This is a genomic window from Marinomonas balearica, assembly GCF_004362145.1.
In the GTDB taxonomy this organism is placed as follows: Bacteria; Pseudomonadota; Gammaproteobacteria; order Pseudomonadales; family Marinomonadaceae; genus Marinomonas; species Marinomonas balearica.
Genome location: NZ_SNXC01000012.1, coordinates 300,705 through 322,424, shown reverse-complemented (window position 1 = coordinate 322,424; position 21,720 = coordinate 300,705). Strand labels below are relative to the sequence as shown.

Below are 21,720 nucleotides of genomic sequence, written 5' to 3'. Positions count from 1 at the left end.
ACTATAGCTCGAGTTGCTTTTTTAGCTCAGTAATTACAGTAGCGGCTTTTTCAAACTCAACGTCATCCACTAGCTTATCTATCACTAAAACATGTTCATACCATGGCGTCTCTTTAGTGACATTTTTCAGTTCGTTAAGGTACTTTTCGACTGAAAAATCGGACTGTTCGAGACGAGTTTGTATTTCAGAAACTAAATCATTGAGTGAAGATATACTAAATTCTTGCTCAGTTTGCGAGCAATTTATGAAATTTGTTACCGATTGGTCAACTTTTTTCAATAAAGGGCTCAATATTGAACAAACTCGCTCAAATTCAATGTTAGAAGGTTTGTTATTTGCGAGTGACGTCTCAAGATCTTGTACCAATTCAAACGCGGACATTGCCCCAATGTAGGCTAAGTTCGACTTAAGTGAATGAACTTTAATATAGAGCGCTTCACGATCATCACTTTTTAAACAAGCTTGAAGTTCCTCAACCACATTTCGATATAAAGCATTAAACTCAATGACTGTGCTCACATAAAGAGGTAAACGCTGCTTAAGGCGAGACAGTGCACGATGAGTATCCAACCCTACTTCGTTATACAACGACTGAACAAAGTTCACATCTGCTTCCTCTCCAGACAACGGCTCTTGCAAAGGCGTTTCTGTGGACGATGACACATGTCGTCTTAAAGCCCTGTACAACTCGTCAATATCAATCGGTTTAGTGACATAATCGTTCATGCCGGCTTCTAGACATCGTTGTTTATCTTCTACACTGGCATGAGCGGTCATGGCTACAATTGGGAGTGCATTCTTATCAAAAAATGTACGAATTTTTCGAGTCGCGGTTAAGCCATCCATTACCGGCATTTGAAGATCCATTAATACCAGATCATAGTGGGCGTTACCCACCTTATCTAATGCTTCCTGCCCATTATGCGCCGTGTCTATAATGAGTTCAGACTCTTCCAAATATCCCATAACAACGCGACGATTCAGCTCATTGTCTTCCACTAGTAAGACCCGCTTATGTTTTAAATCCGCGGTTTCCTCGGTCTGGTCAGCAGTGGATCCCATTTCCATGAGTCTATCAGGGAAATGCTCAATTAAGATCTGGCGCAATGAGCTCAAGTCGACGGGTTTATCTAAGACATCATCTACGACATGATCGTCACATAATAATTGTTTTTCTTCCTCTGAAAACGACGACACAATCACGCCCGCCAAATTTGGGTTGGATGATTCTTTCTTTATTTTGCGTATTGTATCAAGGCAATCCACGCCTGCGAGATAACGTTCCATCAAAAGGATATCGTAGTTCGTTGCGGCATTATTGCCTTCGCGAATGCACTCTAACGCTTCAATTGGCGCACCAACATTATCGCATTGAACGCCTATTTCTTTGAGCATATACACGAGTGCTCGTCGTGCAACGTTACTGTCATCCACCACCAATACTTTGACTTTAGAAAAGTCCAAATTCTTGTAAGCAAGGTCCCCTTCTTCTTGATAAGTATGAACTGGGATTCTAAATCCGAATGTTGAGCCTTTGCCAAAGTGGCTACGCACCCATATGCTCCCCTTCATAAGCTCAACTAACTGCCTACAGATTGCCAGCCCTAAGCCCGTACCACCGTATTTACGTGTGATCGAAGCATCTGCCTGCGTAAAGGGTTTAAACAATTCTCGTTGATGATCTTGCGTTAACCCGACGCCTGAATCGGTCACATCAAATCGAACATGAGGCAGTTCGTCATTCGACTCTTCCAAACTCACTCGAATGCCGATAAAGCCGATTTCAGTGAACTTGATGGCATTGATTACCAAATTTGTCAGCACTTGCTGTAAACGAAGAGGGTCGCCCAGCAGCACGGTCGGCACATCGGGAGCAATATCGATGTGCAACTCCAAACCTTTTTCTTTTGCCTTGAGTGAGCAGACAGTAATGATTCTAGAAAGGACATCTTGCAGCTCAAATCGCGTTTGCTCCAGAACCATTTTATGCGCTTCGATTTTCGAGTAATCCAGAATATCGTTGATAATGCCCAGTAACCCTTCTGCGGATTCAAGGACTTTGTCCATAAAGTCTTTTTGATCTGTGTTAAGCGGCGTCTTAAGTATCAAGCGACTTAGACCAATAATGGCGTTCATCGGCGTTCGAATTTCATGGCTCATAGTAGCAAGAAACAACGATTTAGCGCGGTTCGCTTCCTCAGCAAGCACCTTGGCGTCGTTCAATTGCTCTGTCCGTTTGTTTACACGCTTTTCAAGCGTTTCGTAAACCATGGCATTTTCTATGGAGATAGCGGCTTGTCCCGCTAGAATATTGAGCGCCTGCAAACGATCGGATGTAAACGCAGAAGAGACTAAGTTGTTCTCCAAATACAACAATCCTATGATTTTCCCACGCTTCAATATTGGGTAACACAGAACAGACAGAGGTCCGTTTTTCGCCACATAGACATCTTTACGATAATTGTTATTTTGACGCGCATCATCAATGATCACAGGCACATGAGTACGTCTAACATAGGTAATAATGGACAGCGGTAGCTCATGCTTCAAGTCATCTGACAGCGCACGATCTTGCATAACCTCAATTTCATCACCTTGAATATTTCCCGATGCCTGAACTCGCCATTGCCCATCCATATTTAGAACGAGCGTGCCCTTTTGAGCGCCAGCCTCCGCCAAAATGGTCGACATCATTTTCTCAAGCAGCTGCTCAAGTACGATTTCTTCAGAAATAATTTGAACGGCTCTCATGACCGACATTAGATCCAAATTACCTGAGCTAATGGTGGTCTCAGAGAAACTCTGGGAGGTGTAGTGTTCCGAATATGTATCGCGGCTGCGAATTAATTCGGGATAATCTTTCTCGAGTTGATTTGCTTTTGCGTATGCGCCCCAGCTCATGTAACCGTGATGCGCTTCTCGCAGATAATAGTAAGCAAACTTACGCTTATTTTTATTCTGCCAAAAGCGCGCGGCCAGCTCATTTGCGAGTGCGGCATGCTGTTTGAATCCGTTATCTAAAGCCAGCTCAATGGCTTTGTCATACAAATCAATGGCACTGGTGTCGTTTCCTTCGAGCCGAGCAATTTCTGCCTCTAACAAAAGCTCTCTATGGATAAAATTATGCGCATTGTGATTTGCCCAATCTTTTAAACGGCTGAGATTACTATGCAGCTGTTTTTGGCGACGCTCAACAAACGGGTGACCGTCTTCAAGTGAAGTCAATAACAGACTTTGTATAAAATAATATTCCGCATTCGTTAACCAACCAAACGTCGCAGGCAAGGTTGCTTCTGCTTGATTCGCCATGGCAACACCTTCCTCAAAACGACCAAATAGAAGGCATTCCAGCATTTTTGACGTGTGATAATAATTCAGACACAAGGCATGTTTTTGATCTTCCATCCCCTGAACGAATTCGTCTTCACTAAACCCTTCTTCATCCCAAGAATACAAATTGCTGCTTTCACCAGAAAGAAGGCGATTGTTTCTTTCTAGTATTTCCAATACTTCGATTGTATTGGGATCCCCCATACTCTCAATTATCGGGCGGATCGTTTTCGTTTCTGCCTGAAGCTCAGCGATAGAGAAACCCGCCAATTTCATCAGCTTTAAAATATGGAAAGCGCTGTAACTAATCCAGATACGATCTCCAACATCCATTCCCGCAGTCAATGCAACACGCAGTAGTTTTATGCTCTCTCTTACAGGAATAGTCCATGCACTGTTGGTTACACCGAACATGGTGTAGACCTTACATCGATATGGGATATTGTTCGTTTTTTCGACGAGGTTTACTGCCAATTCACCAAAGTCGTAACCCGACTGATAGTCGCCAAAGAACGCACTTAACATCGAGCCGTAGTTTGCATACCCAAATGGCGAGATATCTCCGTTGCCATATTCGATAGACTGCACCACCATTTTGACAACCGCTAACGTACTCATCGGCAAATTAACATTGATAGCCGGCCCCCAAATAAGACCGTATAGCTTGCTCAATGTCACTTGCGTTGCGTCCGACATTTCTGGAAGAGCAAGCAGGGACGACACAGTATTATTTGCTAAATACGCATTAATACGCTCTGATTCACTCAACATTGCTTGCTCAAGCTCTTCAGAATCATCAGGCCAATGTATTCCCAGCAAGCGAATGCCAGCGCAGCCAGACTCAAGCGCTTCAGAAAAGCGCCCATGATTCGAATACAACTCTGTTTGCAAAGCATAAACGTCGGCTTTGGCTAGGTCGCTGCTAGCGTGCTCTAATAACGCATGGCAATGGGCATGAGCGGCCTCAATATCGCCGCACAGTTGTTCCGCTTCAGCACTTTCTTTCGTACATTCGAACTTAAGGTCGCTATTCGCTTCCCAAGCACTCTCTCCTAACAATTCGTTAGCAACGTTGATGTAGGTTAATGCCAAATCGTATGCGTTTGTGCGTTTTGCTCGTTGGCAAGCGGCGAGGTTGTAGTGAACCAGCTTTAACTTAAATTCTTCTGAGTCAATCAAACTGATAGATCGATTAAGATGATTTACGATGCTAAATAGATCTTCTGCAACCAATTCACCTTTATCACGTCCAATCAGCAACTTACCAAGTTTAAAGTGTGCATCCGATCGTTCAACGTCGGACGCCAAAAAGTAGGCAGCTTGCTGTACTTGATCATGCAGAAAACGATATCGCATTGATGAAGTTGAACGCGTGGAGGATAGACGCCCTTTATAAATAACAATACCTTGCGATACGGCATTGTGAATATGTTGTTCAACATCGTTGATTTCACGATTGTCCAAACTCGCAAGCGTCACCAAATCAAACTCGTTCCCTATACAGGCTGCAAGTTGACATAGCGTCTGACTTTCCTGCGGCAATCGGTGGATCTTACTCTGCATCAAATCTACGACGTTATCCGACACCTGCCACGCATCAATGCGGTCTATGTTCCATGACCATCGACCGTCTAGTCGATCAAAATACAGTAACGCCTCTTTATGCAATGCTTCCAACAATTGGTTTAAGAAAAATGGATTCCCCAATGTTTTGTTAAAGCAACGCTTCGCTAATGCTTTCTGATCAGGATCATTTCGGTTAACCGTATCTGCGATTAAGGATTCCACATGCTCAAGAGACAGCGCCTCTAAAGAAATATTAATCACACGAAAATGCGCTTGTTGACGTATTTCTTTCAACACTAAGAGCAACTTATCCGCAGCTGTTATCTCATTTTCTCGATAAGCGCCAAGCAATAGGAGGTGATGCATTTGGCTGTTTCGTGCGATATTTTCGATCAATTGCAACGAGGCACTGTCAGCCCACTGTAAGTCATCCCAAAAAATCACTAAAGGATGCTTTTCATCGCTAAATAGCTCTATAAAACGCGGAAACACAATATTGAATCGATTTTGAGATTCAATCGCAGATACATCTGCCAGTTTAGGCTGATCCCCTATAATCAAAGACAAATCGGGAATAAAATCCGTCATGACGCGACCGTTCTCACCCAGAACATCGACTAGGCTTTCTCGCCATACTTCAATTTTCGTTTCGTCTTCTGACAGAATTTGGCCAATTAGATCATGACAAGCGCTTTTGATCGCCGAGTAAGGTAAGTCACGATTGTATTGGTCAAACTTCCCCTGAATGAAGAAGCCATTTTTTGCTTCAATAGGCTGACGTAGCTCGTTGATAAGCGCTGACTTACCGATGCCAGCATAACCACTGATCAACCCAAATACCGCGTCGCCAGAAAAGCTCGAATCCACGGCGTTAGACAGCTGAGCAATCTGCTTTTCTCGTCCATACAGCTTATTCGATATTGAAAAGCTGGACGACTGGTCCCTTTGACCAATCATAAAGTCCGAGATTTTGTTATGTAAATCCAACTCATCAATGCAGCGGCGTAAATCATGAATTAAACCAGATGCGCTTTGATATCGACCTTCTGGTGTTTTCGCCAACAGCTTTTGAACCACGTCGGAAACGGCTTTAGGAACACTCGAAATTAAGGAAACGAGAGGAGTCGGCTCAACAGCAAGATGGCAATGAATAAGATGAACAGGGTCTTCGGTTTCAAAAGGAGGCTGCGCTGACAGCAGGTGATACAGTGTTGCTCCAAGTGAATAATAATCTGCACGATAATCCAATGCGCGATTAACTCGTCCAGTTTGTTCTGGAGAAGTATAATGAAGCGACCCTAAAAAGTTCTGACTATGAGACCTAGGTTCACGTACACCAAATTCACACGCGATACCAAAGTCGAGCAACTTCAAGGTATCTTGGCGACTGTCCCATAAAATGTTACGTGGCGTTAAATCGCCGTGTATGACCTGTTCACCGTGTATTTCAGATAATGACGTAGCGATTCTCAGAGCAATAGAGAGTGCTTCACGTAATGAAACTGAATGTTGCGTTAAATAAGTACTTAAGCTTGACCCACTAACGTACTCATACACAATGCATACCGAACTTTCATAGCGTTCTAATGCCATTACGTTAACAACGCCGGTTACATGCTCCAACTTACTGCAAATCGAATATTCCCGTTTAAAAGCGTTAATCTGATCTATTGTGGGAAACTCATCACGTAATAGCTTCATAGCAACAGGCAGCGAATCCACCTGCCTAATCGCTTTGAATACCAGAGAGTTTTTCCCCTCAGAAAGCAATGATTGGACTTGATAACCCGGAATTTCGATCATTTCCTATTTCCCTAACGTCAGAGAACATTCTAAAAGAGAGAGAGTATGTGAAGCAATGTAATAACCTGTTGCAATACCCTACTTGTACCGTCATAACCCTATGGTAAATTGTAAAAGAAGTGCAAGACGTTTCAATAAATTTAACATATTAAAACCATATTACATGAAAAGTGGTTGCACTTTTATGCTCGGTGACAACGAGTAACAAAGAAAGTACGCACCGATAACACGACTATAAGGAAGGTAATATGCATTCGCTAAATCAAAATACACCCGAAAAAATCGCAATTTTAGGCGGTGGCGTTTCTGCCATAACCACTGCGTTTCGCTTAACAAGGGAAGACAATTGGCAGGAGAAGTACGATATAACGATTTACCAACTCGGTTGGAGAAATGGCGGCAAAGGTGCCAGCGGTCGCAACATGGAAGAGCATGCGCGCATTGAAGAGCATGGCATTCACGTTTGGTTTGGCTTTTACCAAAATTCCATAAAGTTTATGCGCGAATGCTATGAAGAACTCAATCGAAATAGTGGGCCTATGCAAACGTTTGACGAAGCATTTGTTCCCCATAATTCGACCGCAATGGCACAATACTACAAAGATGAATGGATTCCGTGGGTATTAGACCTCGAAGCCTTTTTTGACAATTCGTCACAAGTGAACGATGACACATCATTTGCTGAAAAGATTGTACAAATCATCCAACAATTTTTTTCTCCGCTTAAAAATACTCTGGACAGCCACCCTAAGTTTGACAGCCTAATAAGCGTAATTGAACAAGCAGAAACGCAATTCGAACGTTTTGAGGATAACGTTGACAATACCACTGACACTGGGCTGGTAGACATACTAATAGACTTAAGAAAGACCCTTGAAGAAGTCTGTGAAAAAGCAGAAAACTTACTACCACTGCTAAAAAATCCCGTATTGCGACTCATGTTAAGTAAACGGCTTGGCATTGATATTACCAAACATGATGTATCAGAAGCTGAGCTGTGCGTTACCCGTTTGTGGCTAATGGCGGATTTCGGACTGACACTTGCCATCGGTATGTTTAAGGATGGCGGAGAACATGACCACTACGATCACCTTAACAACATTGAATTCGCAGACTGGATGAAGAATCACGGCGCTAGTGAAGACACACTTAATGGTCCATTTTTAAAAACAGTCTATTGTGGTTTCTTTGCTTATAAAGACGGCGACGTTAATCAACCTAATCTGGAAACCGGTACCTTCTTAAATGCAGTGATATACGGCGCGACTCATGGCAATGGCACCTTCGTTTATCGAATGCACGCCGGAATGGGCGACGTGGTGTTTGGGCCTTACTACCAAGTACTAAACCAAATAGGCGTGAAATTTAAGTTTTTCCATAACGTTCAGGAATTGGTAGCAGGTACCGATGCCAGCGGCAATCCAATTGTTGAAAAGATCAAAATTGCTAAGCAGGTCGAGCTTAAAGACGAAAGCAAAGGATATGACCCTCTCGTCGATGTAAAAGGCTTACCATGTTGGCCGTCTACTCCGCGCTATGAGCAGATTGAAGACGACATCGCAGAAAAACTCATTGCTCATAACATTGATCTTGAATCGATGTGGACAAACTGGCCTGAAATTTACAATCAGCCTCAGATCGAGCTGGTCGCAGGTGTCGACTTTGATCGTGTTGTATTGGGTATGTCGGTCGCATCGATTCCTTATGTTGCGCCCTCTTTGCTTGAAAAGAGTCCTAAAATGGCTCAAATGACCGAAAAAGTGGAAGCGGTATGCACTCAAGCGTTCCAACTTTGGTTCAACAAAGATGTAAAAGAGCTTGGCTGGCCTGCTTACAAAAAAGGCAGCCTTGAGCCTGAGTGGCTAGGGTACGCTACACAACAAGTAGATAACTGGGCATCGGTAAGCTATTTGACCAAGGTTGAAGACTGGCCGGTAGACGCAACACCCAAAAACATCAGCTATTTCTGTGGGACGTTTACGCCAACCACTCCAGCACCGGACGCGCCAAACCCTCAATACCCAATTGATCAAAAAGCCTCCGTTAAACAGCTCACTAAAACCATGATGACAGAGAGATTTCATCCATTTATGAACAATGCCAACCCAAAACCTGGCGAGTTTGAATGGAACTGGTTATCCGATACCAGTGAATCAACAGGAGAAAGCAGGTTCGATAGCCAATACTGGCGTTCAAACATCGACCCATCAGAGCGTTATGTACAAGCCATCACAGGCACGACTCAATACCGTCTAAAAACCGATGAAAGTGGCTTTGATAACCTGCTATTAACGGGTGATTGGATTCAGAATGGCTTTAACATGGGCTGTGTAGAATCTGCAACATTGTCAGGTATGCAAACCGCGGACGCGATTATCAACCCTAAAAAATAAAATGAGCGCTCATTAGAGCACTCAAAGTACCAAAAAAATAGCGCTCAGGAGTCACCTTCCTAGCGCTATTTTTTTGTGGTTATATCCCGTTATATCGCAGGATAAAACGATTTGTTTTTACTCGGTATCCCGTGCATTAATATACGCTCGTTCCGACACCGAATGCCACGCCGACACTTTGCTCATAAAGTTTTTGAAGGATTCATAAACTTTTTTGCTCATTTCATCGCCTGCCGCCACTTCATCCAATGTTTCCTCAGACGCTTTTTTCAGTGCTTTTAACACATCTTTAGGGAATGGGCGAAGATCGACATTGTGCTCATTAATCAATGTTTGCAAGGCGTCATTATTTTTAGCCGTAAATTCATCAAGCATGTCTTGCGTTGCCTGACGCGAAGCCGCTCTCACAATGGCTTGCAAGTCCTTTGGCAACGCTTCAAATGCTTGTTTGTTTACCAGCAATTCCATTTCAGAGCCTGGCTCATGCCAACCTGGGTAATAGTAGTATTTCGCAGCTTTGTACAAACCAAATGCTAAGTCATTGTATGGCCCAACAAACTCAGTTGCGTCAATTGTGCCAGTTTGCAATGCTGTAAAGATCTCACCACCCGGTAGGTTAATCGGCGTTCCGCCCACTTTAGACAACACTTCGCCACCCAAACCCGGAATGCGCATTTTCAACCCCTGAAAGTCTTCCAAGGATTTGATCTCTTTATTAAACCATCCTCCCATCTGTACCCCACTGTTACCAGAGGTCAAAGGAATCAGATTGAAAGGCTCATAAATTTCTTCCCACAGCGCCATGCCGCCACCGTGGTAGATCCATGAATTGATCTCCTGAGCGGTCATACCAAAAGGTACGGCAGTGAAAAATTGTGCCGCTGGGACTTTGCCTTTCCAGTAATATGACGCACCGTGCCCAAGCTCTGCCGTACCGCGCGATACCGCATCAAAAATCTCTAGAGGTGGAACCAACTCACCCGCCGCATACACCTTCACTGTCAGCCTACCGCCCGACATCTCAGTGATGTTTTTGGCCATATATTCAGCGCCCGTGCCTAAACCAGGAAAGTTCTTTGGCCAAGTCGTGACCATTTTCCATTCTATCTTCTCTGGCTTTGGTTCTGCTTTGACCGCTTCTTGCGGCTTATCAGATCCGCCACATGCAGACAGCATCGCCGCAGTGACACCCGCCAGTGCCCACTTACCCCATTTATTTATTTTTAGCATTATTACTCCTTGGGAGGTTTGTTTTTATTATTTACAGAACGATTAATTCGTTACCGCAAACAGTGTAAAAACAGAACACGAAAACAACAACTGTTTTCTAGCCGTTGTTTTCGTAATAGACGCTCTCTTAACTCTGGCTTGCAATCTGAGAGTACAAACCAAAACACCACCCAAGCAGAAGAAACAAAAAAGCCCCAGAAATTCTCTTTCTGAGGCTTTTAGAGCATTCATTTAATGAACGATAAGATAGGACTTATTGCGCATCTCGTGCATTGATATAAGCGCGTTCCGACACATTGTGCCACGCCGATACTTTGTCTTTAAATGCTTTCAATGAATCGTAAACTTTGCGGCTTGCAGGATCCGTTGCGGCTAATTCTTCCATTACCACTTCAGACGCATCACGAAGTTCCGCCAGCGCATCCGCAGGGTATTCACGCAGCTGAACGCCATGCTCGTTGATCAAAGTCTGCAATGCTTCGTTATTTTTAGCCGTAAACTCGTCAAGCATGTCTGCATTCGCTTGACGTGCAGCAGCGCGAACAATGGCCTGCAAATCTTTAGGCAATGCATTAAACGCGTCTTTGTTTACCGTGATTTCCACTGCAGAACCCGGCTCGTGCCAGCCAGGGTAGTAATAGTATTTTGCCGCCTTATACAAACCAAACGCTAGATCATTGTATGGACCGACAAATTCCGTCGCATCGATAGCCCCTGTTTGTAATGACGTGAAAATCTCACCGCCAGGCAAGTTTACAGGAACACCGCCCGCCTTCTTAAGCACTTCACCGCCTAAGCCAGGAATACGCATTTTCAAGCCTTTAAGGTCTGCCACAGAGTTGATTTCTTTGTTAAACCAACCGCCCATTTGCACACCGGTATTACCGCCTGCCATCGGGATGATATTAAAAGGTTGGTAAATCTCTTCCCACAGCTCAAGACCGCCGCCGTGATAAATCCAAGAGTTCAATTCCTGAGCCGTCAAACCAAATGGGATAGAAGCAAAGAACTGAGATGCAGGCACTTTACCTTTCCAGTAATAAGACGCTGCGTGACCCATTTCTGCCGTGCCACGGGATACTGCATCAAACACTTCTAATGGTGGCACAAGCTCGCCTGCAGCATATACTTTGACTTGCAAACGTCCACCAGACATCTCATTAATATTCTTAACAAGATATTCCGCTCCAGTACCCAAAGCAGGGAAGTTCTTCGGCCACGTTGTAACCATCTTCCATTTAATCACCTCAGGTTTTTTCTCTACCTGAGCCGTTTTTGCAGCTTCTTTTGTTGCTTCTTTATCGCCAGACCCACCACACGCGGTCAACGCAACGGCTAACAAACTCGCCGCAGCAAGCTTACTTAACTGTATTACTTTCTTCATGTTATACCTTAGATTTAATCGAATGTTACTCAATTTCCGCATTACTCGTTTTCGCGAAATTGGTGTAAACAAAAACAAACGCTTTTCATTACACCCTATTCGTATTCTTCATTCACTTAGTGCTTTGACGTTTTTATTTTCGATTAAGTCATGATGTACGAGCTGTTTTTGCAAACAGAAAAACGGGGTAGGCATAGTAGAGAGGGTTGAGCAAAAATTCAACTATTGAACAGCCACATCAGATTGAGACGTGAGCTAATAGGACGTTAATACGACCAAACTAAACGCTGCCCTAGTCGATCGGATTCCAACGCCAAATTCAACGCATAGACCAGTTCGCACGCTTCTGTGTGTGATACAGGTGTTGCTCCTTCTCCTTGAATTGAGAGACGAAGAGCCTTATAGAACGCACCGTAGTCACCAAAATTAGGACGCTCTTTTGTTTCTGTTATCTGATCTACATCATGCTGGGTTGCCTGAAATAAAGCAAAGTGCTGTGCCACTCCCGCCTTTGCGTATTCAGAATCATTAGGCAATTGCCCTTTTCTAAGCGCTTCTTCTTGTGGGTCTAATCCATGACACTGCCAGCTCCCTCCCGTAAATCGAGCGTTGAAACGCATAACCCGCCCAGCCTCAAACGGGGATGAACCCAACTTTACGCGATGTCCTTTATATCCCAGCTCTAATTCAAAACTGTCGTGGGTTTGGCTGTCATCACGCAATCTGTCAATACTGGCGTTTATCCAATCTGGTGTTCCCAATAGATGCAGCGCTTGATCCAACAAATGCGGCCCCAGATCCCAAAATATCCCTGTGCCTTCCCCCGGCAGCTCGCGCCAGCGCATGCGAGCGTTCGGGCGGAATCGGTCAAATCGAGATTCGAGCTGTTTAAGCTCACCCAGCTGTTTGGACTGCAACAACGCTTTCAATCGTAGAAAATCACCGTCGAACCGACGATTTTGATACACGCAAAAGACCAAATTATTCTGTTCTGCTAATGCAGTTAACCCTTCTATCTGTTCTTGCTTTGTGACAGATGGCTTTTCCAATAATACGTGTTTACCCGCCTCTAATGCGGCTTTCGCTTGAGAAAAGTGCAACGCATTTGGACTGGTAATCACGATCAAATCCAAATCCTTGGACAAGAGGACATCGTCGATATGTCGGGCAAGTTTTACTTGTGGATAGGCAGAAAGCACTTCCTGCGTTCGAGAGCTGAAAACCAGAGAAAGCGCCATGCCTTCATCAGCGACTATAAAAGGCGCATGAAATACGCGACCAGAGAGGCCAAAACCAATTAATCCTACGTTGATCATTGAACTTACTCCTTACCTTATTCAGTTCTTGATTCCGCTCCTAATACCGCACAGAACAAACACCCAATAAAGCCATCTATCAGTCAAAGAAAAACACTCGATCATTGGAGAAAAGGCCGCCAATAATCGAGGTTAAAACGTTACAGCACTTCTAACTTAGCAAAAGACAACACCAGCCACTTAGTGCCTTCGGTATCGAAGTTCACTTGAACTCTGGCCTGTGGCCCTTGCCCTTCGTAGTTAATAACTAAACCCTCACCAAAAACCGGATGCTTCACTCGGTCGCCCATTGAAACGTTGGTATCTGGCACTTGATAGCCTTGTAACACGCTTTGATTTTGCTTTTGCAACGTACCTTGATAGTTTGGACGCTGCATAGAGATTGGCCTTGCGACTTGCGAGCGCAAACGCACCTCTTCAATACACTCTGGAGGAATTTCACGAATAAAGCGCGAAGGGCTATTGAAAGATTCGCTGCCGTGCAGACGGCGAGATTCCGCATAAGTGATATAGAGCTTCTCCATAGCCCGCGTAATGCCAACATAGCAAAGACGTCGCTCCTCTTCGAGACGCCCCGGCTCCTCGAACGACATTTTTGAAGGAAACAGGTTTTCTTCTACGCCCGTTAGGAAGACCAATGGGAACTCCAACCCTTTGGCGGAATGCAATGTCATCAACTGGACAGAGTCTTGATACTCATCGGCCTGAGCTTCACCCGCATCCAACACAGCCTTATCCAAAAAGGCCATCATCGGAGAACTGAATTCCTCGTCGTCTTCCGACCAGCTAAAGCCACTGGCCGCGCTGACCAATTCTTTTAAGTTCTCAATGCGAGCTTCGCCTTTTTCGCCCTTCTCTTTCTCATGATGAGGAATCAAACCCGCTTCCTGAATAATGTGTTCAAACACATCACCCAAGCCAAGATCAGGCTGGATCAAGGTATTGCCCATGCCATCAATCAGTAACAAAAAATTCTTTATCGCATTGGAAGCACGAGCAGGCATCACACCATGTTGCACAATGTGCTCAGCCGCTTGCCACATAGAGCATCCTTGATCTCGGGCGATTTCACGCAACGTACCAATACTGCGTTCACCAATGCCGCGCGGTGGCACGTTGATCACTCGCTCCATCGCACCGTCGTCATTTGGATCGACCGCCAACCTTGCATACGCCAGTGCGTTTTTGATCTCTAGCCGATCATAGAATCTGTGCCCACCGTAAATTCGATAAGGCAACTGTTCCCTAACAAGACATTCCTCGATCACGCGCGATTGCGCATTTGAGCGATACAGAATCGCCATGTCTTTTAGTGCCGTTCCGTCATCACGCCACTTTTTGACAATTTCCAAAATAAAGCGTGCTTCATCTTGTTCATTGAATCCGGCGTAAAGAGAAATAGGTTCGCCATCGCCACTGTCCGTCCAAAGCTCTTTACCTAAGCGATCGTCATTGTTTTGGATCAATCCATTGGCCGCTTTGAGTATCTGTCCGGTTGAACGATAATTTTGCTCAAGGCGAATCGTTTTAACGTCATTAAAATGCTTAGGGAAGTTCTGAATGTTCTCAATTTTAGCGCCGCGCCAACCGTAGATAGATTGGTCGTCATCACCCACCGCCGTAATTGTGCCCGTATCGCCCACCATGACACGCAACCAAGCGTATTGAATGGTATTAGTATCCTGAAACTCATCCACAAGCACATGTACGAACCGCTGTTGATAGTGCTTTAGCAAGGCAGGATTGGTGAGCATCAATTCATGCGCTCGTAACAATAGTTCGCCAAAATCCAATAAACCGTTGCGCTCACACGCTTCTTCATAATGGTAATAAAGCTCGCGCATTCCCTGAGAGAATGGGTCATGCGAGTCGGGTACATGAGCAGCGCGTCGGCCTTCGTCTTTTTGGGCATTGATAAACCAAGTCACTTGTTTAGGTGGCCAGCGTGTATCGTCGATATTGAATTCACGCATGATACGTTTAACAAGACGAAGCTGATCATCGCTGTCCATGATTTGGAAGTTTTCTTTCAATCCAGCATCACGCCAATGCGCTCTAAGCAGGCGGTGTGCTAGACCGTGGAACGTTCCCACCCACATACCCTGAGGAGGCAGCCCAACCAGCTGTTCGATACGTGCTTGCATCTCACGAGCGGCTTTGTTGGTAAAGGTAACGGCCATTAAGCTGTACGGCGACAGCTCATAGGCATGCATTAGCCAAGCGATTCGATGGACAAGTACACGTGTTTTACCGGAGCCTGCACCCGCCAACACCAAACTATTTTGGAGTGGCGCGGCAACAGCCTCGCGTTGTTTATCGTTAAGGGCATCGAGAATAAAAGAAACGTCCATTGAGCTCCGCCATTTTTAAAATTAAGCCACAAAATGGTTGATTTTTGATCAATTTTGCGGTTTTTATATACAGGTAGTCTTGCTTTCTATCTATTTTGACTTTTTTCAACGGCTGATGACAGTGATTCGTCATATCTGTCATCAAAAGAGTCTAGAGGTATTACTCATGACATCTATAGAAGTAGCTGAAATTAAAACTGAATTGCTCCACGCATCCATCAGTTTAAAAAAAGAAGAGAACGAACGAAACCAAAAAGAAGACAGCGTGAGAATGCTCAAAGCACGCCGCGCTATCGAAAACTATCGAGAGGAACAGCGTCTAAATCAAGCGATTTCCGATGGTTGGGACGATTAACACCCAACGTCTCACTGAATAATATTATCCAGCCTAGGATCAATATGGCTGCATTCCACTGGTCTCCCTTTGATTGGACACCGGCTTAGGATCTGCTACCCCTCAAATTTTGTAACAAAATACGTTCCAATACGCGTTTTTTCTGTGCGTAATTACAAAAAGATAATCGACTAATTGATCTACTCTCTAGAAGCCTAATTGTGTTTCAAGTACCATTACGTCTGAGTTTTTTTTGATCATTAATCCACGATAAAAAAAATAAATATTACCCTACCGGGGAGTCACCATGTTTGAACACATCCAAGCTGCTCCAGCTGACCCAATTCTTGGTTTAAGTGACGCGTTTCGCCAAGACACCAACCCTAACAAAATCAATTTAGGTGTGGGTGTCTATAAAGATGAGCAAGGCGCTACGCCCATCTTAAAATCGGTTAAACAGGCAGAAGAACGCCTTGTTGACGATGAAAACACGAAAAGTTACTTAAGCATCGAAGGCGAAAAAGCCTACCGTTCAGCCGTTAAAGCACTGCTGTTTGGCAAAGATCACGACATTATCGCTAAAAATCGCGCCCATACCGCCCATACTCCCGGTGGCACAGGAGCGCTGCGCGTTGCTGCGGAATTTATCAAAAAACACCTGCCTGAAGCGACCATTTGGGTAAGCAACCCAACTTGGGCAAACCATCAAGCTGTCTTTCAGTCGGTTGGTTTAGAAGTTGGCAGCTACGCTTATTACGACGCCAACGCCAAAACACTGGATTTCGAATCCATGCTGGCAAGCTTGTCTCAAGTGCCAGAAGGTGACGTCGTACTGTTTCACGGTTGCTGCCACAACCCAACGGGCATAGACCCGACTCCTGCGCAATGGCAACAACTCGCTAAACTTGCCAGCAAACAAGGTTTCTTACCTTTGTTTGATTTTGCTTATCAAGGGTTTGGAAACGGTCTTGAAGAAGACGCAATTGGCTTACGCACATTTTTGGAAGAAACGCCTGAAATGCTCATCGCCAACTCCTTCTCTAAGAACTTCGGTTTGTACAATGAACGAGTAGGTGCATTAACCATCGTTGCGGAAACAGCAGAGCAAGCAAGCGCAGCTTTCACTCAAATTAAACGCTGTGCTCGTACCAACTACTCTAACCCGCCTTCTCACGGCGCTGCGGTCGTAACTGAAATTTTGACCGACGACCAACTGCGTAGCCTTTGGGAAATGGAGCTAGCCAGCATGCGTCAGCGTATTCAAGAAATGCGCACGCTCTTTGTTAACACATTGCGTGCTAAAGGCGTTGAGCAAGATTTTTCATTCATATCTAAACAGCAAGGTATGTTTTCTTTCTCTGGCTTGACTCCAGACCAAGTGGCCAGCCTAAAAGAAGATCATGCGATTTATATCGTCGGTTCTGGACGTCTCAATGTTGCAGGCATGACCAAGAACAACATGGAACAGCTGTGCGAAGCCATTGCTGCTGTCTTGTCTAAATAGACCATTCTCGCAAGAGAAGAAAGGCAGAAACACTCGGTAGGCAACACGACCAAGCGCCATACAAAACTTGACCAAAGAGCCAACAAACTGTTGGCTCTTTTTGTTTTACCTGTTAGTTTTGTTAATCTGGTTCTGACTAAGACTCTATGGAGCACTTTGAATGACTGCCACTCTGATTTACTGCTATGACCCCATGTGTAGCTGGTGTTGGGGCTTTAAACCCGTTTGGAACAACCTCGAAAAAGCACTGCAACCTTTGATCGACAAACAAAAGTTGATCATACAACCCATGCTGGGTGGATTGGCGCAAGATTCCGACGATCCAATGCCGTTAGCCATGCAAGAAAAGCTCGAAGCAACTTGGCATCGCATTTCTGAAACTCTAGACACAGAGTTTAATTTTGATTTCTGGCGTGAAGCAAAGCCTCGCCGCTCAACCTACCCCGCTTGCCGAGCCTGTCTGGTTGCGCGAGATGTCGGCCTTGAAAGCGAAATGGCCACTGAAATTCAAAAAGCCTACTACCTAAACGCACAAAACCCATCCGACCTAGACACACTAACACGCTGTGCCAAACACATAGGATTGAAAGAAAGCGGATTTCAAAAATCCATGTCGCTCGTGAAAGAAGAGCAAATACTAGAACATGAAATCACCCAAGCACGGCACCTAGGGCTCAATTCATTTCCGTCGTTAGCCGTCATCGTCGGGGACCACCTCACCGAAATCCCGATTGATTATGAAAACCACGAAACCATGCGTCAGGCAATAAAAGCCGCACTACCTGTTGAAACAGACTGACTTTTACAACGAAAAAGAAAGCAATTTTCCCTTCTTTTGGCGCCTTCTAAATAACCGACGGGAACCCTCAATACGTCGGTCTAACTCCTCCCTTTAAATTGCGGGAAAGGTTGAGAAAGAGGCGTAAACTGGACATAAGTCAATCACTTGCGCACACATCAAAGCGGTTCACAACGTTTCTGAATAAAAACAAGGTGTATATTCTATCTATTCTTGATCCATCTCAAAAATGCCACACTTTTTCTGAGTTGTATGACATTATCCGTCTCGCTGTGTCTACTACGCGTTTTAAAAGTATATTAATATCCAGTGCATAGTGAATGGTCGCCAAGATAGTGTGGCATACCGAGAAAATCTAAAACTCTATTTACATCATAGTGTTAGAGCTTTTTAGCATCGATATTTTCCATTTTCTAAAGATGTTAATGAAATAGGTACGAGGGCTGAGTGGACAATTCCTTTGAGGGTCTGTACACGCTCTCTTGGCACAGAGTTTAATTTTGACTTCTGGTGTGAAGCAAAATCTCGCCACTCAACCTACCCCGCGTGCCGAGCATGTCTTGTCGCTCGTAAAACAAAAAAAATACTAGAGCACGAAATCACCCAAGCACGGCACCTAGACCTCAACTCATTTCCGTCTATTTGTGATTAGATAAGCAATATAAAACCATAATTATAATTAACGACATTTTGAAACGATTTAATCGAGGCTTTTTATCTCATCGATTAAATCTAACCTAAATTACAGGAGCGAAACATGAATAACATTACCCAAATTACGAGTGAACACGTCACTAAACATGGCCTTCCTGCTCATGTTTTTAAAGACAGTGGTCTTTATGAGCAAGAAAGCGACAAAGTATTTGCTGCAGGCTGGGCTAGCATAGGCTGCGCGCAACAACTAGAAAAACCGGGCGACATCTTACCTGTTCGTATTGCAGGGCAATCGTTGATTATTGTTAAAAATCGAGAAGGTGAAATTGGCGTATTTCATAATGTTTGCCGTCATAAAGCTGCGCCTTTAGTTGACGAGCCTTGCAACAAAAGAAGCATGGTATGCCCGTACCATAAATGGTCATTTAAAATTGACGGTAGTTTACTCAGTGCGCCGCGCTACTTTGGTAACGACAACAAACCAATGTCAGAAGAAGACAAAGCAGATAAAGGGCTTATTAAAGTTCGCTTTGCTGTTTGGTGGGACATTATTTTTGTAAATATTGACGGTAACGCACAACCTTTTGACGAATTTATCGCACCGCTAGATGAATTATTAACGGATCATAATCCCGATAACATCAAAAAAATCAGCACTACTGATTACTCAGGAGAAGTGAATTGGAAGCTGGCTGTCGATAACTTTTTAGATGGCTATCATGTTCCTTTTGTACATTCACAGGCTTGTTCATTAGATGCAATACTTGATCAAGAAGACCTATTTGTTTCTGACAATATAGTTGGGCTTAGATTAGTCAATGGTGCCAGCGCCAAGCCCGCAAAAACAGCGAAGCAACTGCCTCATTTTGATAATTTGCCTGAGGCAAAAAAAGGAGCACAGCAATGGTTTGGTATTTTTCCTAACACCTTATTTTTTGTAGACCCGTGCTGGGTACAAACTATTGTGGTAAAACCTATGGGTGCAACAACAACCGATGAATCATTGAGTATTTATGTTGTAAATGACGAAGCGGCTAGCGATGAGTTCAAACTGGAAAGAGAACGTTTGAATGAAGTCTTAAACGAAGTAAACGAGCAAGACATTGAATTGTTAGATAAATTACAAATTACCCGTACCAATGAAATTGCCAACCAAGGTCACTTGGTGCCAGCATGGGATCAAATAAACATGTCATTCCAGCAAATGTGGCTTAAGAAAATGCAAGGTTAATTATGAGTTGTATTATTATTGGCGCAAGCCATGCAGGTGTTCAAGCGGCTGTTAACTTAAGGGCGCAAGGCTATAAAGATAGCATTACACTTATCAATGCCGAAAGCGTTATGCCCTATCAGCGCCCGCCACTGTCTAAGGCTTTTTTACAAGATGCCTTACCTGAACAAAGGTTGTGGTTACGCCCAGAAGCGTTTTACCAACAAAAAGACATAACATTGATGTTATCCACTCGTGTTGTGTCAATTAACGCCACAGACAACTCAATTAGCCTTGAGAACGGTAACAGCTTAAATTACTGCAAGTTAATAATAGCCACAGGCGCCAGTATTCGCCGCTTAACTATACCTGGCTCGGAATTGCCTCAAATACATTATTTGAGAGATCATAAAGATACAGTGGGTATAAAAGAGCAGATAAACAATATTGAAAAAGTAGTGGTTATTGGTGGTGGGTACATTGGTTTAGAAGCCGCAGCGTCCATGGCTAAGCTTGGTAAAAAAGTAACCTTACTTATTAATAGTGAGCGGCCGTTAGCTAAGAGCACTTGTACAATAGTCAGTGATTTTTTCACCAAATTACACAAGTCACATGGCATAGATATTAAGCTGAATACCCAAGCGAAAAGTATAGAAAAAGCAGCACAGGGCGTCATCGTCAACACGTCTGATGATGACGCTTTAGCTGCTGATGCTGTTATTGTGGGTATTGGTGTCACTCCAGAACAATCCTTAGCAGAAAACGCGGGGTTAACGGTTGAAAATGGAGTATGTGTAAATGAGTTTATGCGCACATCAAACGAAGATATTTATGCGATTGGTGACTGCGTAAGCTTTTATCACCCACTTTATAAAAAACAAGTACGCATTGAATCAGTTCAAAATGCCACCGATCAGTCAAAAACGGCGGCCAGTGCCATATGCAACCAACCAACACCTTATAACGCAACACCTTGGTTTTGGTCAGATCAGTTTGACGCTAAACTACAAATTGCGGGATTATCTGATGGCTACGACGATACTGTGATCCGCGAAGAATCAGAAAACAGCTTCGCCGTATTCTATTTCAAAGCGAAGCAGCTAATTGCGGTAGACACAATGAATCAGCCAAAAACATTTATGGCGACTCGTAAGCACTTAACACGCTTAGTGGAAGTAGATAAACAGCTACTGGCTGACACAAATGTAAATATTAACCACGTTTTTAACCCTGTAACAGGAGCCTAACCATGCTTGACATAACTTTTATTTTACCCGATGAGACAAGCGTTACCGTCGCGGCAAATGAAGGTGACAGCTTAATGCAAACTGCTGTAGACAATGGCATTGAGCAAATTGCCGCAGACTGTGGTGGCTGTTGTTCATGTGCAACCTGTCATTGTATTGTTGCCGACAACTGGCAAGACAAACTTACCCCACCTGATGCAACGGAAAGCGATTTACTTAGCAATGCAATTGAAGATGCTCAGAAAAACAGCCGTTTATCCTGCCAGATTTTCTTAGATGCGACGCATGATGGGTTAGTTGTACACGTACCTGAAAGCGAATGGTAGCCTAAGCTAAGACGTATATTACCCATTCTCTATTCTTTGCAATCAATAACTCGTTAGTTTCAAATAACAAACTCAAGGATGAGGCAACCTAACCATAACTTAGTGATATCTGTGTAGTTGTGCGTGCCTACTGATACATTGTTAGCCGCATCATAGGGACTGAGGTTTGAAGATTCGAAAAGCAAATCAATCCGATCTGGATGCCATTACTCTCTGTATCAATTCCTTGGATATGTTATCTCCCACACGATAACGGAAGACGGATTTGATAG

12 protein-coding genes are annotated in these 21,720 nt (G+C 44.1%); 7 read left to right on the top strand and 5 right to left on the bottom strand.

The genetic code is table 11. The annotated features are described in order from the left end of the window. Position 1: 1 nt before the first annotated feature. Positions 2–6,700, bottom strand: coding sequence for a response regulator (locus DFP79_RS11305; RefSeq protein ID WP_133504050.1), 6,699 nt, complete (start codon positions 6,698–6,700; stop codon positions 2–4). Between the two features lie 248 nt (positions 6,701–6,948). Here DFP79_RS11305 and DFP79_RS11300 point away from each other — a divergent pair, with 248 nt between their 5' ends. Next, a complete protein-coding gene (locus DFP79_RS11300; RefSeq protein ID WP_133504049.1) occupies positions 6,949–9,093 on the top strand; it encodes an NAD(P)-binding protein in 2,145 nt (714 codons plus the stop codon). A gap of 117 nt (positions 9,094–9,210) precedes the next feature. Here the strand turns inward: DFP79_RS11300 and DFP79_RS11295 are convergent, their stop codons facing one another. From DFP79_RS11295 to uvrD, 4 genes are all read right to left on the bottom strand, one after another. Further along, positions 9,211–10,323: a TRAP transporter substrate-binding protein gene (locus DFP79_RS11295; RefSeq protein ID WP_133504048.1), complete on the bottom strand. Its 1,113-nt coding sequence runs from the start codon at positions 10,321–10,323 to the stop codon at positions 9,211–9,213. Positions 10,324–10,576: 253 nt separating this feature from the next. After that, positions 10,577–11,707, bottom strand: coding sequence for a TRAP transporter substrate-binding protein (locus tag DFP79_RS11290; protein ID WP_133504047.1), 1,131 nt, complete (start codon positions 11,705–11,707; stop codon positions 10,577–10,579). Between the two features lie 266 nt (positions 11,708–11,973). Further along, a complete protein-coding gene (locus tag DFP79_RS11285; protein WP_133504046.1) occupies positions 11,974–13,023 on the bottom strand; it encodes a Gfo/Idh/MocA family oxidoreductase in 1,050 nt (349 codons plus the stop codon). A 140-nt stretch (positions 13,024–13,163) separates the two neighbouring features. Continuing rightward, a complete protein-coding gene (gene uvrD / locus DFP79_RS11280) occupies positions 13,164–15,374 on the bottom strand; it encodes a DNA helicase II (protein ID WP_133504045.1) in 2,211 nt (736 codons plus the stop codon). Positions 15,375–15,540: 166 nt separating this feature from the next. Here uvrD and DFP79_RS11275 point away from each other — a divergent pair, with 166 nt between their 5' ends. The 6 genes from DFP79_RS11275 (at position 15,541) to DFP79_RS11245 (ending at position 21,448) form a co-directional block, all read left to right on the top strand. After that, on the top strand, positions 15,541–15,729 hold the full coding sequence (locus DFP79_RS11275) for a PA3496 family putative envelope integrity protein (RefSeq protein ID WP_133504044.1): 189 nt from the start codon (positions 15,541–15,543) through the stop codon (positions 15,727–15,729). A gap of 286 nt (positions 15,730–16,015) precedes the next feature. Further along, positions 16,016–17,212, top strand: coding sequence for an amino acid aminotransferase (locus DFP79_RS11270; protein ID WP_133504043.1), 1,197 nt, complete (start codon positions 16,016–16,018; stop codon positions 17,210–17,212). A 160-nt stretch (positions 17,213–17,372) separates the two neighbouring features. Continuing rightward, complete coding sequence (locus DFP79_RS11265) at positions 17,373–18,011, top strand: DsbA family protein (RefSeq protein WP_133504042.1); 639 nt, start codon at positions 17,373–17,375, stop codon at positions 18,009–18,011. Positions 18,012–18,768: 757 nt separating this feature from the next. Next, positions 18,769–19,896 (top strand): aromatic ring-hydroxylating oxygenase subunit alpha, encoded by a 1,128-nt coding sequence (locus DFP79_RS11255; protein ID WP_133504041.1) that lies wholly within the window; start codon positions 18,769–18,771, stop codon positions 19,894–19,896. 2 nt (positions 19,897–19,898) lie between these two features. Continuing rightward, on the top strand, positions 19,899–21,122 hold the full coding sequence (locus DFP79_RS11250) for an NAD(P)/FAD-dependent oxidoreductase (protein ID WP_133504040.1): 1,224 nt from the start codon (positions 19,899–19,901) through the stop codon (positions 21,120–21,122). A 2-nt stretch (positions 21,123–21,124) separates the two neighbouring features. Then, positions 21,125–21,448, top strand: a complete 324-nt coding sequence (locus DFP79_RS11245) for a 2Fe-2S iron-sulfur cluster-binding family protein (RefSeq protein ID WP_133504039.1) — start codon at positions 21,125–21,127, stop codon at positions 21,446–21,448. Positions 21,449–21,720: the final 272 nt, after the last annotated feature.

What these genes read in the sequence shown, in the direction of transcription:
- DFP79_RS11300 (WP_133504049.1), top strand. Translation starts at nt 6,949, where the DNA reads ATGCATTCGCTAAATCAAAATACACCCGAAAAAATCGCAATTTTAGGC.
- DFP79_RS11295 (WP_133504048.1), bottom strand. Translation starts at nt 10,323, where the DNA reads ATGCTAAAAATAAATAAATGGGGTAAGTGGGCACTGGCGGGTGTCACT.
- DFP79_RS11245 (WP_133504039.1), top strand. Translation starts at nt 21,125, where the DNA reads ATGCTTGACATAACTTTTATTTTACCCGATGAGACAAGCGTTACCGTC.
- DFP79_RS11270 (WP_133504043.1), top strand. Translation starts at nt 16,016, where the DNA reads ATGTTTGAACACATCCAAGCTGCTCCAGCTGACCCAATTCTTGGTTTA.
- DFP79_RS11250 (WP_133504040.1), top strand. Translation starts at nt 19,899, where the DNA reads ATGAGTTGTATTATTATTGGCGCAAGCCATGCAGGTGTTCAAGCGGCT.
- uvrD (WP_133504045.1), bottom strand. Translation starts at nt 15,374, where the DNA reads ATGGACGTTTCTTTTATTCTCGATGCCCTTAACGATAAACAACGCGAG.
- DFP79_RS11290 (WP_133504047.1), bottom strand. Translation starts at nt 11,707, where the DNA reads ATGAAGAAAGTAATACAGTTAAGTAAGCTTGCTGCGGCGAGTTTGTTA.
- DFP79_RS11285 (WP_133504046.1), bottom strand. Translation starts at nt 13,023, where the DNA reads ATGATCAACGTAGGATTAATTGGTTTTGGCCTCTCTGGTCGCGTATTT.
- DFP79_RS11275 (WP_133504044.1), top strand. Translation starts at nt 15,541, where the DNA reads ATGACATCTATAGAAGTAGCTGAAATTAAAACTGAATTGCTCCACGCA.
- DFP79_RS11265 (WP_133504042.1), top strand. Translation starts at nt 17,373, where the DNA reads ATGACTGCCACTCTGATTTACTGCTATGACCCCATGTGTAGCTGGTGT.
- DFP79_RS11255 (WP_133504041.1), top strand. Translation starts at nt 18,769, where the DNA reads ATGAATAACATTACCCAAATTACGAGTGAACACGTCACTAAACATGGC.
- DFP79_RS11305 (WP_133504050.1), bottom strand. Translation starts at nt 6,700, where the DNA reads ATGATCGAAATTCCGGGTTATCAAGTCCAATCATTGCTTTCTGAGGGG.